Genomic DNA, 14,823 nt, shown 5'->3' on the forward strand with positions numbered 1-14,823 from the left:
CTGGTTCTTCAAGCTAGCAGGTGTAGTGGAGAACTTTATTGTCGTCCAAAGGGTGAAAAACTTCGAAAGTTTTCCCCTCTTCAACCTGCCTCCAATCCCTCGAAATTATTGAAGCGGGGGAGCTTGATTCGATCGCCAGCTTCCAGTTCGAGATAGACTTGACGGTAGCTATCGAGAGCCCGTTCAGCACTGTTTAAATCAGCAAAGGGTGGTTGCTTTAATTTTTCCCTAACATCTCCTTTCGAGTTAGGTTATTGCTCTCAGAGGATAACTCTCTTGGGCGAAAGAGTTAATAGAATAATTAAATAAGCTGTCCTTTGGTTTTTAAACATCTTTGTGGTATACTATTACTGTAAAAGGAGTGAGATGCCTAAATGTTAAAAACACAAGAAATTATTGAAAAGTATCAAATATCACGCCAGAGTTTATATAACTGGTTTAATGATGGTAAAATCACAAAACCTCAAAAAAATGAGCGTTCAGCCTATATATGGACAGAAGAAAATGAAAAAGAAATTATTGCTATGATTTCCGAAGAGCAGCCTGCAAACTATCTCATCAGTAAACGTCAGGAAAAGTTAAAAATTGGTAACCGTCGTTACCTTGGTAGTAAGCAAAAAATGCTTGATTTCATCAGTAGAGTTGTATCCGAAAATATATCAGAATTTGAGACTGTAGCAGATATTTTTGGAGGTACAGGAGTTGTCGCAAACCTTTTTCGAGAACAAGGTAAAAAGGTAATTGTTAATGATATTCTGTATAGCAATTTTATTTCTTTCAATGCCTGGTTTGGAAACGAAGAGGCAGATATGATTAAAATTGAATATATTATTGATGAATTAAATAACCTAAAACCCAAAAAAGGTTACGTTAGTCAAAATTTTGGAAATAGCTATTTCTCAATGGAGAATGCTAAGAAAATTGATGCTATTCGTGAAAAAATTGATAGTTATAATGATTTAAATTATCGAGAGTATTGCCTTATTTTAACTAGCCTTCTATACGCAATGGATAAAATTGCTAATACTGTTGGTCATTATGATGCCTTTCGGCAAAACATGGATTCCCATAATCCAATTTTTCTAAAAGTTCCAGAATATTATAAAAATATTGGTAATAGTATTTATAACAAGGATGCTAACCAGTTAGTTAGAGACATTTACGCAGACTTGGTTTATATTGATACACCATATAACTCTAGAGGTTATGAAAACGCTTACCATATTTTAGAGAATATTGCAGAGTGGAAAAAGCCAGAGGTTGAAGGGGTTACTAAAAAAGCAGTGAATAGGTCTGAAAAAGGCTCAGATTATACGAAGAGCAAAGCTCCACAAGCTTTTGATGATCTTATCCAAAATATAAAAGCTAAATATATTTTGGTCAGCTATAACAACATGAATAAAAAAGGAAATTCTCGCTCAAATGCTAAAATTTCTAATGAGGAGATTGTTCAAAGTCTTGAAAAAAGAGGTAAAGTAACTATTTTTGAGACAGCATTTTCACCTTTTACGACAGGGAAATCAAAGATTAGCGACCATAAAGAGCTGCTCTATCTTTGCGAGATAAAACAAGAAAAAGCGCCTAAATTTTACAAAAGCGCCTTAAATTACACAGGCGGAAAATATAAACTATTACCACAACTGTTGCCCTTGTTCCCGAAAACATACGGTAAATTTTTTGATTTATTTGCTGGTGGAGCAACTGTTGCTCTAAATCTCGCACAAACAAATAAAGACAATACAAAATCTTATGTGATCAATGATATTGATTCAACGGTTATAGATTTTTATCGTTATCTTACTAATGTTGAAGATGTTGATGCTTTTATCGAAAAAGTCGAACGGGCAATTACATATTACGGTTTATCAAATACAAAATTGCATGGTTACGCACACTATGGTATGGATAGTTCATCTGGTTTAGGACAATATAATAAAGAAAAATTTTTGACTTTACGTACAGACTATAATCAGAAAAAGCAGACCAAGTTTGATAATCAGGTGCTTTTTTACCTCTTAGTTGTATTCGGGTTTAATAATCAGATTCGTTTCAATAGCAATGGAGAGTACAATCTTCCTGTTGGAAAAAGAGATTTTAACTATAGTATGGAACAAAAATTGAAAGAATTCCATGCCTTGTTAGTAAAATACTCGTTTACACTTCAAAACAAGGATTTCCGACAAACAATTAATGATGTGAAAAGCGGCGATTTCATTTATGCAGATCCACCTTATAGCATTACAACTGCATCTTATAACGAAAACGGAGCTTGGTCACCTCAGGATGATTTGGATTTATTTGCTTATTTAGATAAAGTTCATCAAAAAGGAGCAAAATTTGCCTTATCAAATGTGGTCATTCATAACGGCAAAGAGAATACTCATTTAATAAGATGGGCTTCTAAGTACAATTTGTATGTTTTAGATTATCATTACAATAATAGCAACTATCAATCTAAAGCAAGGATGAGTAATACAGTAGAGGTTTTAGTAACTAACTACGATTCGGAAGGTGAATAATGAAATTAAAAGAGCAGACCAGTATTTTCAATATGGGAGATACTAGCATTCGTGTAAAGGAAATTATCCCAATTTATAAACAAATTTTAAAGGTTCTACATCGCCATAACCAAGATAACAAAGAGTGGAGTAATATTAGTCAAGAGTTATTTTATAGGACGACTATTTCTGAATTCGAACGTATTGAGAAAGAAGAGGGATTGAGTTTATTTGGTAGTTTGAACCGTAATGAAACCACAGGTTTAGATAAGAGAGGACGAACCCTTACTAATGCTTTAGTGAAGTTAGGCTTCGTAGACAGCAAGAGACAACTAACTCCTGTTGGTAAAAACTATATCTCAAAATGTGTCGTGTTTGATGAACTTGAAAAATTATTTGGTTTAACAGATGACAATATTATTTATCTTCGGCAGTTATTAAAGCTTCGTGTATATGATAGTCGTACAGACCAGTTTATTTATCCTTTTCGTATTGCTTTAGTTCTTCTAACTAGGTACGAAAGTATTCCTATCAAGGATTTTCTATGGATACTAGAAAGTATAAAACCATCGTTTTCAAAAGAAAAGATTCAAACACTGATAGATAATTATGCAAAAGTATATCGGAATCAAACAATATTTGAAGCCTACCGTGATGAAGAATTTTCGGATTATATCTTGCTTACGAATCGAGTTGCAGAAGCACATCTTATGTTTGAAAAACGTGATTTTTCAGATGATAATTTTAAACGATTGTTCCCGAATCGAAAAAATAGCGAGACTAGTCTAAGATATAAAAATTTTGTCCTTACTTTAATCGAGTTTTTAGAAACTCAAACAAAAGATTCGTTTGAGAGACTACTCAACAGTGCGAAAGAAGACGCAATCAAAAAAGCTTTTGGTGGCGGAAAGGCTATTTTTGAATTTAAAAAGAATGATACTGTTATAGAGTTTATAGAGAGAAATGCTGAAAATATGCTGTTGTCAGGTAAGTACTTCGATATTTACCTAAGTTTTGCTTGGTCTAAGCATAATGATTTGATTAAAGAATATAGCGACATGTGCCGACGAATTTTCTCATTATCTGGTGTCATTAAATTTGACAAAGGGATCGCTTCTTTAGGACAACCGTGGTTAATACCCAAAATTATCAAGATGGCTGGTGAGAATTTTGCTCTATCAGGTGATGATAGTTATGAAGAATATGAGAACAATCAAAATGGGCTATTCTTTAGAGATATTTCTCTATCTTCTTTACTCAATATTTCAGAAGAGCAAGTTTCCGCTATAAAATTCTCCATTTCTAAAGAATTTGGTATTTCAGACATAACTAATCTTCAAAAAGTCATTTCAGATAAACAGGAAGAAGAATTTAGGGAGTTTGTTGAAAATAAATTTGATGTATCAACAGTTATTACTATTTTAGAGGCAATTTCTAAAAGAGATGATAAGATAGTCCAAGATTTAGTTACGGATAATGCATTAGTACCGACTATATTTGAATATATTTTGGCTATTGCGTGGTATTACATTTCAAATAAGGCATTTGCTTTACGTAAATCGATGCAGTTGACTTTTTCAGCGGATAACCTTCCTCTTTCTCATGCTACGGGAAATAAAGGAGATATTGAAATTGAATATGCTGATAAAGTTCTTTTACTTGAGGCAACTCTTATGGATAAGTCTACTCAAAAGCGCGGTGAATTAGAGCCTGTGATTCGTCATTCTGTTAACTTAGCATTATCCACAACTAAGCCATCTCAGACTATTTTTGTTGCCAATGAAGTGGATAATAATGTCGTTAATATTTTCAGAGCAACATCATTTGTTCAGCTAGGCGGGACACTAATAGCTGGTACTGTCAACGGATTAAATATTTTTGCTTTAACAATTCCAGAAGTTGTGGAAATATTAAAGCGTGAGATTGATTCTAGTACTGTATTTGACAAAATAGAATCTTACTATAAATTAGAGCCTCATCGCATTGAGACGGGGTGGCGAGAACGTATTGTTGAAGAAATATTAGCATAACCAAGGAGATAATTTTATGTTTAGTAACGGAAGTCAGTGGCTAAGATTCGATTGCCATCTTCATACCAAAGCAGATAAAGAATTTAAATATAGTGATAAGGAAAATCAATTTGTATCTGACTATATTAGTAAGCTCAAAGAAGAAAATATTGGAGTGGGGATAATTACTAACCATAATAAATTTGATTTGAATGAATTTATTGCCCTAGAAAAGAAAGCCAAAAAAGAGGGGATTATTATTTATCCAGGAGTGGAGTTGTCGGTTAAAGAAGGTGCGAATGGGATTCATTGTTTGATTGCTTTCGATAGGAAGCAGTGGATTGAAAACAAGCAAAAAGAAAGTATCAATTCATTCCTTGATGAGGTTTTTAAAGGGATTGATAATCGAGAAAATGAGAATACTCGGTGTAATAAAGATTTGTTTGGTGTAATTGAAGCGTTAAATGAATATGACAAGGAATATTTTGTCATATTAGCACACGTCGAACAAAAAAGCGGCTTCTTTAAGGAATGTGATGGCGGGCTGATTAAGTCTCTAAGTCGCAAACCTCAATTTTCGGATAGAGTTTTGGCATTTCAAAAGGTTAGAACTCGAGATACTTTATCGAAAGTCGAGAATTGGATGGGATACTCGATAGCGCACGTTGAAGGGTCTGATTGTAAAAGCATTGAAGAGATAGGCAAAGGAGAATCTTGCTATATAAAAATAGGAGATGCTTCATTCAAGTCTTTGGTTGTGGCCTTGAAAGATTTTGGGCATAGGATTTCAAAAAATATAGAAGAGATTAAATACGGTTACATTCATTCGATTAAATTTGAAGGCGGGATATTAGATGGCCAAGAAATCGATCTTTCATCAGAATTAAATACTTTAGTAGGAATTAGGGGGAGTGGAAAATCTAGTATACTTGAGTCTATTAGGTATGTATTAGGACTAGAGTTGTCAGATAACGACAAAGTCTATAAACAAGAATTGTTGGATTATATAATAAAGTCAGGTGGCAAAATAACAATCACTGCTTATGATAAATTCAATAAGAGGTATGAAATAACTCGTATATTGAATGAGAATACGTATATATATCAAGACGGTAAGCTTTCTGGAGCTCAACCCTCTTCTATTATTTTAAATCCGTTGTATTTTGGACAAAAAGACTTATCTACTACTCAAACTGGATTTGAGTTGCGATTGTTGGATAAAGTAATAGGAAAAGATAACAGTGATATAGAGAATAAGTTAGACTCTATTTCTAGAGATTTTCAAAATAAATTTAAAGAATTTATCTTAATAGAAAATGATATCGAAAAAAGAGAAGAATTAAAAACTAGCCTACGGGATGTCAAACATAATCTAAAAATTTTTGATGATAATCAAATCTCCAATAAATTAGAGAAGCAACTTTCTTTCAAAAAAGATTCCGAAATTTTGTCTAATAGATTAAGTGAAATAAATGAAGGGCGAGAGAAGATAGGGAAGACCCTAAATGATTATGTGCAACATTTTGATGACTTAGACAATATTTCTCCTGACACAAAGAAGTATTTTGATATAGTTAACGGTTATTTTAAATCAATCAAAGAGAAAACTGATAGCATAAGTAATCTCCTAAGTGACATAGATCAAATTACTAATAAAATTAAAAATGAGGAGAGCGAATTTCATAGCTTTGTTTCTTCTTTTGAGGAAGAATTCGCCAATATTAGAAGAAGTCTAAAACTAGGGACGTTAAAGGCGGATGATTATATCAGTTTCAAAAAACGAGAATCAGAATTGGATGATAAACTTAAAAAGATTGATGAAAAAGAGGGGAATCTAAGTGGTATTAAATTAGAATTAAATTCATTGAGTAGCAAAAGGAATGAACTTTTACGTAAAGAGTTTAACTCATATTTGTCTGAAATAGATAGAATAAATGATTCGCAAGATTTTCTTACTCTGTCTGCTGTTTTTAAAGGGAATAAGGAAATCTTTGTACAATCTTTAAAAAAATATTTTAAAGGTAGTGGTGTTACAAATCTTGAATATGAAAATATCGCAAAAATATTTACAGATTGGTATGATTTAATTCTGGATAGAATAAATAACTATGAAAAATTACAAACCATAAACCTAAGTGCATCTAAAATGAAATCTATTGATGAAAAAATTTCTAATCAGTATCCAGAGTTGGTTCAACAAACAGTTGACCATAAAATTGAAATAACCTATCATAATAAACCTTTGGGCAAACTTTCTTTAGGTCAACGCTCCTCAGCTCTTGTTTTATTTATCCTATCACAGGCAAAAAATGATTTAATCATAATAGATCAGCCTGAAGATGACCTAGATAACAAAGTTATATACGAAGAAGTAATTAAGACATTAAGAAACCAAAAAGGAAGAGCTCAGTTTATTTTTGCGACTCATAATGCGAATATTCCTGTTCTAGGTGATTCAGAGCAGGTTCTTGCGATGGATTACGACGAGTCTTCCATTTCGATTGTTTCTGGTAGTATTGATAATCCCGATATTCAAGAAAAAATAGTTGAAATAATGGAGGGTGGGAAAGAAGCTTTCGAGAGACGTACTGAAATATATAATTTATGGAAATAGCAGGCTATTTTGTTGGACATAATTATATCTACCCGTAGTGCTAGTTGGTAGAATAAGTCTGTTTTCCATTATTTAACCAGACAGAAACCTCAATTGACCGGCTTAGCAGAGACGTCTCTATTTCAAATGTAAAACTAAACATCCAAAACTTGTTTTCAAGTTGTTATATCAACCCAAGACTCCCAGCTATAAAGGTTTGTAAAGGCTATTTTTACCAATCTAAATCTACTATCACCACAGGTTATATTTAGAATATAAAAACCAAACCACGCAAAAAATGGTTTGGTAGGGCATAGGTAATTTTATATGTTTTGCATTTGGACTGCTGTCTGAGCTATGCTATAATAAAACCATGACTACTAATAAACTTCTGTTAATCGACGGCTCTTCCCTAGCCTTTCGGGCCTTCTTTGCCCTTTACAACCAGATTGATCGCTTCCGCAACGCGGACGGCCTTCACACCAACGCCATCTACGGCTTCCACCTCATGTTGGACCACCTGCTGGATCGGGTCCAACCGACCCACGTTTTGGTGGCCTGGGACGCTGGTAAGACCACCTTTCGGACGGCTATGTATGCCGACTACAAGGCTGGTCGGGCCAAGACCCCTGACGAGTTTCGGGAGCAGTTCCCCTACCTGCGGGAGCTCCTGGAGGCTCGGGGCATTGCCTACTACGACTTAGCCGACTACGAGGCTGACGACATCATCGGGACCTTGGCGAAAATGGCCGAGCGGGACAGCCAGGACTTCCAGATTACTGTGGTCAGCGGTGACAAGGACTTGATCCAGCTGACCGACGCCAACACCACAGTCGAGATTTCCAAAAAAGGGGTGGCCGAGTTTGAGGCCTTTACCCCAGCCTACCTGCTGGAGAAGATGGGCCTGACCCCAGCACAATTCATCGACCTCAAGGCCCTCATGGGCGACAAGTCCGACAACATCCCTGGAGTGACCAAAATCGGTGAAAAGACGGGCATCAAGCTCCTGCTGGAGCACGGCAGCTTGGAGGGCATCTACGCCAACATCGACCAGATGAAGGCTTCCAAGATGAAGGACAACCTGATTGCCGACCGAGACCAGGCCTTCCTCTCCCAGACCTTGGCGACCATCAACACCGACTCGCCGATCACTATCGGCCTGGACGACATCATCCTCGGTCAGCCGGACACTGCCCACCTGGCCCGTTTCTACGACCAGATGGACTTCCGCCAGTTCAAGCTGGAGCTGGGTGGCGACAGTCAGCCCCAGGCGGCTCCTGTTGCCTATACTGAGGTGACTGCCCTGACCCCAGATCACTTCGCCGACGACATGTTCGTCCACTTCGAGATGCTGGGCGACAACTACCATGTGGAGGACTTGGTCGGTGTGGCTTGGGGCAATAGCCGAGCGATTTATGTGACGACGGATACGAGTTTGCTTCAGTCTGACTTATTTAGAGATTTTCTGAGCAAGCCCGTCAAAACCTATGACGTCAAACGTGGCAAGGTTCTGCTGGCTCGACAGGGGCTTGACCTGGCTGACGCTTCCTTTGACAGCCGTTTGGCTAGCTACCTGATTTCAACTGTTGATAATAATGACATCTCAACCATTGCCAAGCTCTTTAGCGACCTGCCTCTGGCTGAGGATGCCGAGGTCTATGGCAAGGGGGTCAAGCGTGGCCTGCCTGAACGGGAGGTCCTGCTCAGCCATTTGGCCAGAAAAGTGCAAGTCCTCGTGGCGACGGAAGAAACCTTGAGGGAGCGGCTGGAAGCCCAGGGCCAGACCAGCCTCTTTGCGGACATGGAGTTGCCGCTGGCAGGGGTGCTTGCCAAAATGGAAATCGCCGGCATCCGCGTGGAGCGGGCGGTGCTGGAGGCCATGCAGGTGGAGAACCAAGCGGTCATCGACCAGTTGACCCAGGAGATTTACGAGCTGGCGGGGCAGGAGTTCAACATCAACTCGCCCAAGCAGTTGGGGACGCTCCTGTTTGAGACCCTGGGCCTGCCGACTTGGATGACCAAGAAGACCAAAACGGGCTACTCGACGGCTGTCGATGTCCTGGAAAAACTGGCACCCGAAGCCCCAATCGTGGCCAAGATTTTGGACTACCGCCAAATCAGCAAACTCCAGTCCACCTATGTCATTGGCTTGCAGGATTATATCTTGGAAGATGGGAAAATCCATACCCGTTATGTGCAGGACTTGACCCAGACCGGTCGCCTATCCTCAACCGATCCTAACCTGCAAAACATTCCTGTTCGACTGGAGCAGGGCCGTCTGATTCGTAAGGCCTTCCTGCCCAGCGGTGAGGACAGCGTGCTTTTGGCTTCGGACTATTCGCAGATTGAGCTGCGGGTGCTGGCCCACATTTCCAAGGACGAGCATTTGATTGAGGCCTTCAAAAACGGGGCGGACATTCATACGGCCACGGCCATGCGGGTCTTTGGGATTGAGAAACCTGAGGACGTGACGGCCAACGACCGCCGCAACGCCAAGGCGGTTAACTTTGGGGTGGTTTACGGGATTTCAGACTTTGGTTTGGCCAATAACTTGGGCATTACCCGAGCGGCCGCCAAGGACTACATTGACCGCTACTTTGAGCGCTTCCCTGGCATCAAGACCTACATGGAAGACATCGTCAAACAGGCCAGAGAAGAAGGCTATGTGGAGACCCTCTTCAAGCGCAGACGGGCCCTGCCAGATATTCATTCTCGCAACTTCAACGTGCGGAGCTTTGCGGAACGGACGGCCATCAACTCGCCTATTCAGGGCTCAGCGGCCGACATTCTCAAGGTGGCCATGATCAAACTGGACAAGGCCCTGACCCAGGGCGGCTACCAGGCTCGTATGCTTTTGCAAGTCCATGACGAAATCGTCTTGGAAGTGCCAAGAGCAGAGCTTGAGGCCGTCAGCCAGTTGGTTTCTGAAACCATGCAGGCTGCCTTTGACCTTGCCGTTCCTCTGGTTGCTGACAGCAGTTGGGGTGATAACTGGTATGAGGCGAAGTAAATGAGTTAAAGAAGAGCAGGTTCCCTTTGGGGAGCCTGTTTTATTATCAGGTTATGAAACCGCTTTTGATTTCAGAGGCAGATTTTGGTATAATAGACAATAAATCAAGGAGAACTACTATGGCAGCCTACGGTGAGTTACAGAAAAAATACCCAGACTTAGACGTTTGGGGCCATCCTGCTGAGTATGCGGATCTTTATGACTTGACTGTTCGGGGCATTAAGACAGCAACCAGCCCTTGGTATGCGGAGTATGGTTCCGATGATGAGCTGGACAAGCCCGGTGACCGGTCCATTATGGTGGACAATCCTGACAACCCTACTCAGGAAGTCTTACTGGAAACTACCAAGATTATTATCGAACCCTTCAATGCCATTTCCCAAGAAACCGCCTGCTGCAATGGTGAGGGGGACCGAACGGTTGCTGATTGGCAGCGGATTTTTGGTGACTTTTGGAAAAGGCACCTACCAACGGTTGGTCTGGAATTTTCAGAGGACGGTTTGGTGGTTACGGAATTTTTTAAAGTGGTAGAAAACTGAAGGAGAACAGAGATGACTTATTCTTTCCAAAACCCACCTCAAGAGGTGATTTTCGATTACATCCGTCAGACCAAGACCATTGCGGTGGTTGGTTTGTCTGACCGTACTGAGACGGCGGCCTACCGGGTCAGCAAGCTTATGCAGGAGGCTGGTTTTACCATCATCCCTGTCAATCCCAAGCTGGCTGGTGGTCAGATTTTAGGCCAGACGGTCTATGCCCGCTTGCAGGATGTTCCTGTTCACATTGACATGGTCAATGTTTTCCGCCGCAGCGAGTTTTTGGCGGATGTGGCCCGTGATTTTCTGGAGACCGATGCGGACATCTACTGGGCCCAATTGGGTCTGGAGAGCCAGGAGGCCGAAGAAGTTCTCCGTGCGGCTGGTCGCAACCAGATTGTCATGAATAAGTGTCTCAAGATAGAGTACTTGGACATGATTGGCTAATGTTTACTGAGCCTGGGACAGTGTCCTGGGCTTTTTCCGTTGGGCAGTTGTGGAAGGTCCGCCAATCGTTTTCAGAAAATTCTTGAAAACGAACAAGTGTTGAGCGGACAATTCATCAGAAAAACCTCTCCCCCTATGGTCTGGGCGGGACTTGTGGTATAATGGTTGCAAGACATGAAATAGGATTTAGTAAGGATTTTTTATGACACTGATTTACCAATCAACCCGTGATGCCAATAACCGTGTGACTGCCAGTCAAGCCATCTTGCAGGGCTTGGCGACGGACGGTGGCCTCTTTACCCCAACTGACCTGCCCCAGGTGACCTTGGACTGGGACCAGCTCAAAACCGCTAGCTACCAAGAGGTGGCCAAGCTGATTTTGTCAGCTTTTCTAGATGATTTCACGCCAGAGGAGCTGGACCACTGTATCCAATCTGCCTACGATGACAAGTTTGACAGCTCTGCTATCGCCCCGCTAAAAACCCTTGGGCATCAGCACCATCTGGAGCTTTTCCACGGGTCAACCATCGCCTTCAAGGACATGGCCCTGTCTATCCTGCCCTACCTGCTGACCACGGCGGCTAAAAAGCAGGGGGCGGACAAGAAAATCGTGATTTTGACGGCGACCTCGGGCGACACGGGCAAGGCGGCCATGGCGGGCTTTGCGGACGTGCCAGGCACCGACATCATCGTCTTCTACCCCAAGGACGGGGTCTCCAAAATCCAGGAGTTGCAGATGACCACTCAGGTGGGAGCCAACACCAAGGTTATCGCCATCGAGGGCAACTTTGACGACGCCCAAACGGCGGTCAAGGGCATGTTCAACGACGAGCAGCTGCGGGACCGTTTGGCCACGGCTGGCTACCAGTTCTCATCGGCCAACTCCATGAACATCGGCCGTCTGGTGCCGCAAATCGTTTACTACGTTTACGCCTACGCCCAGCTGGTGCGTGAGGGGGCGATCACGGCTGGTGAGCCGATCAACATCGTGGTGCCGACCGGCAACTTTGGCAACATCCTGGCGGCCTACTACGCCCGCGAGATTGGCCTGCCGGTCCACAAGCTCATCTGTGCCTCCAACGACAACAAGGTCCTGACCGACTTCTTCGCCAGCAAGACCTACGACAAGAAGCGGGCCTTCAAGGTGACGACTAGCCCGTCCATGGACATCCTGGTTTCCTCTAATTTGGAGCGTCTCATTTTCCATTTGGTGGGCAATAGCCCAGCCAAGACCAAGGCTCTGATGGAAAACTTGGCGACGGTTGGGGAGTATGACCTGACTGATTATGAGGAGGAGATTTGGTCCCTCTTTGAAGCTGGTTTTGCAACTGAGGCTGAAACAGCTGCCGACATCAAACGCTTGTATGAGGAGACAGGCTATATCCAGGACCCTCACACAGCGGTGGCTTCGGCCGTTTACCAGGCCTACCGTGCCAGAACGGGTGATGATACCCCAACGGTGATTGCTTCGACTGCCAGCCCTTATAAATTCCCACGGGTGGCTGTGGCAGCGGTGACGGGTGCAGACAGCGGTGACGATTTTGTGGCGGTTGACCAACTGGCTGACCTGTCAGGTGTTGTCATTCCAAAAGCCGTTGAGGGCTTACAAACTGCCCCAGTCCGCCACGACCAGGTGGTGGCTGTTGCGGACATGCAAGCAGCGGTGGAAGCTTATCTGGGCTTGTAAGTGTGAAAAGGAGCTCGGATTATGGTGCCTCTTACTTCGCGAAAAGGTCAGCCTAAAACCAACATTGGAGGCTTAATAGCCCTATTAGCTTTGTTTCCTTTTAGCGTTATCATTGTCGGTTTCTTTAATGCTTTTTATCCCTATACCACTCCTTATGTGCTTTGGGGAGTTGGTGCCCCGTTGATTGGTCTAGCTCTACTATGTTTTCCTTGGTTTCGCAAGCGTTGGTTACTAGGAACTGTGATTTATGCCGCCCTAGCGGTCCTAGTCTTAGCAAGCATTCACGCCTATCAAGAAAATCCGACGACTCAAGGTCGGATAGCCAGAGTTAGGGGATACGGTGGGGAGAAACGTGTCTTTAGAGGGCCAGAGATTCTTGACCAGATTAAGCGGCAGCAAGAGCTGATGGTCTTGTCCCTGCTGACGGATTATGAGGGGATTGAGACCCTGGTCTTTACTGATATTTCAGAAGACCCTCACCATGAGGGCATGCCAGGCGGACCCCAGTTTTATATTGAAGGCCTCATCAATGGTCGATATCCTGTTTATTTCGGAACGGACCTCCATGATTCTCTCCAAAGGGTTGATAATTGGATGGATTTTGAAGCTTATCCTGGCATTGTGAAGAGAGCCCCTGATGGTGGTTGGGTACAGGTTCAGCCAAGCGACCTAGACTTGCCCGAAAACCAAGAGCTCATCAACAGTATCGAGGTGACTTACTACACCAAGGATGATATTTACAAGGATCGATGATAAGAGCCATTCGGCTCTTTTTGTGAGGAGGATTATGCACATTAAAAAGATATTGAACCTGGCCCTGCCAGCTATGGGGGAGCAGGTTTTGCAGGCGACCATGGGAACGGTGGACAGCTACCTGGTGGCTCAGCTGGGTGTGGCAGCCATTTCAGGGGTGTCCGTGGCCAACAACCTCATGGGCATCTATCAGGCCATTTTTATCGGATTGGCGACCGCTACGGCCAGCCTTTTAGCCAAGGAAAAAGGGGAGAAAATCCAGCAACTCTTAGCTGGCAGTATTGGCTTGACCGTCTTGGTCAGCCTGGTTTTGAGTGGCCTAGCCCTCCTCTTTGGTGATATTCTGTTTGACGGGATGGGGCTGACGGATCAGGTTAAAACAGCTGCCCTGACCTATTTTATCTGGGTTGGAGGCAGTTCCCTCCTCTTTGCCCTCATGACCGTGCTCAGTAGCCTGGTTCGGGTTCAGGGGCGGAGTCGGGCTCCTCTGGTGGTCAATGTGATCAGCAGTCTGGCCAATTTGCTCTTATCCGCCCTTTTTCTCTTTGGCCTTGGTTGGGGGGTGACGGGAGTCGCTCTGGGTACGGTCTTGGCCAGATTTCTAGGTTGTGGTTTGCTCTGGGCAATCTTGGCGGACAAGCCTCATCAGTTATCAGCCTATGTCCGTTTAGACAAGGGTGTGGTCAGTTTTAGCCTCCCCCTGATTGGCGAGCGTCTCATGATGCGAGCCGGGAGCCTGGTGGTGACGGTTGTGGTTGTCGGTCTCGGCACGACCGCCCTGGCCGGCCAAGCTCTGGGAGAAACCCTAGCCCAGTTCAACTATATGCCTGGCCTGGCCATGGCCACGGCTGGGGTGATTTTAGTGGCTCAGGAAGAGGACCTGGTGGCTCAGCGAAGGTTAGTTGGTCAGCTCTATGGTCTAGCTCTTCTGCTCATGTGGCTGGTCAGTGGCACGGTCTTTCTCCTGTCTGACCAGCTCCTGCCCCAGTTCACGACCGACGGGGCGGTGGCTCACCTGGCCAAGTTAGTAATCATGACCTCCCTTTTTGACAATCCTGTGACGGCAGGTAGTCTGATTTTGACAGCTACCTGGCAAGGCTTGGGCCAGCCCAAACGTCCCCTCTACGCCACAACGATTGGCATGTGGTTGGGGCGGGTTTTGGGTAGTTATCTCCTAGCTCAGTTTATGGGACTTCTGGGAGTTTATGTGGCCATCGCCTTGGACAATGCCTTTCGGACGGCGGTTCTCTTTTGGCAGTACCGAACCTATTGCCACCAGAACCAATAAGG

Annotated in this window: 9 protein-coding genes; all 9 read left to right on the forward strand. The window is 43.2% G+C overall.

Going from position 1 to position 14,823, the window contains the following annotated elements; all coding sequences use genetic code 11:
- Positions 1–374: 374 nt before the first annotated feature.
- The 9 genes from AC3ARB_RS00765 to AC3ARB_RS00805 all read left to right on the forward strand — a co-directional run bounded on the left by AC3ARB_RS00765 (position 375) and on the right by AC3ARB_RS00805 (position 14,821).
- Positions 375–2,519, forward strand: a complete 2,145-nt coding sequence (locus AC3ARB_RS00765; RefSeq protein WP_488320692.1) for a Dam family site-specific DNA-(adenine-N6)-methyltransferase — start codon at positions 375–377, stop codon at positions 2,517–2,519.
- Entirely contained in the window at positions 2,519–4,528 is a 2,010-nt protein-coding gene (locus tag AC3ARB_RS00770) for an AlwI family type II restriction endonuclease (protein ID WP_488320693.1), read from the forward strand. The genes AC3ARB_RS00765 and AC3ARB_RS00770 overlap by 1 nt, the downstream gene beginning before the upstream one ends.
- A gap of 16 nt (positions 4,529–4,544) precedes the next feature.
- Complete coding sequence (locus AC3ARB_RS00775) at positions 4,545–7,121, forward strand: TrlF family AAA-like ATPase (protein WP_488320694.1); 2,577 nt, start codon at positions 4,545–4,547, stop codon at positions 7,119–7,121.
- Between the two features lie 352 nt (positions 7,122–7,473).
- Positions 7,474–10,110 (forward strand): DNA polymerase I, encoded by a 2,637-nt coding sequence (polA, locus tag AC3ARB_RS00780; RefSeq protein WP_488320695.1) that lies wholly within the window; start codon positions 7,474–7,476, stop codon positions 10,108–10,110.
- Positions 10,111–10,229: 119 nt separating this feature from the next.
- A complete protein-coding gene (locus tag AC3ARB_RS00785) occupies positions 10,230–10,649 on the forward strand; it encodes an ASCH domain-containing protein (protein WP_488320696.1) in 420 nt (139 codons plus the stop codon).
- Positions 10,650–10,661: 12 nt separating this feature from the next.
- A complete protein-coding gene (locus AC3ARB_RS00790; protein WP_488320697.1) occupies positions 10,662–11,093 on the forward strand; it encodes a CoA-binding protein in 432 nt (143 codons plus the stop codon).
- Positions 11,094–11,295: 202 nt separating this feature from the next.
- Complete coding sequence (thrC, locus tag AC3ARB_RS00795) at positions 11,296–12,780, forward strand: threonine synthase (RefSeq protein WP_488320698.1); 1,485 nt, start codon at positions 11,296–11,298, stop codon at positions 12,778–12,780.
- Positions 12,781–13,020: 240 nt separating this feature from the next.
- Positions 13,021–13,533: a hypothetical protein gene (locus AC3ARB_RS00800; RefSeq protein ID WP_488320699.1), complete on the forward strand. Its 513-nt coding sequence runs from the start codon at positions 13,021–13,023 to the stop codon at positions 13,531–13,533.
- Positions 13,534–13,567: 34 nt separating this feature from the next.
- Positions 13,568–14,821: an MATE family efflux transporter gene (locus AC3ARB_RS00805; protein WP_488320700.1), complete on the forward strand. Its 1,254-nt coding sequence runs from the start codon at positions 13,568–13,570 to the stop codon at positions 14,819–14,821.
- Positions 14,822–14,823: the final 2 nt, after the last annotated feature.

It is taken from the genome of Streptococcus sp. ZY171113, assembly GCF_057748235.1.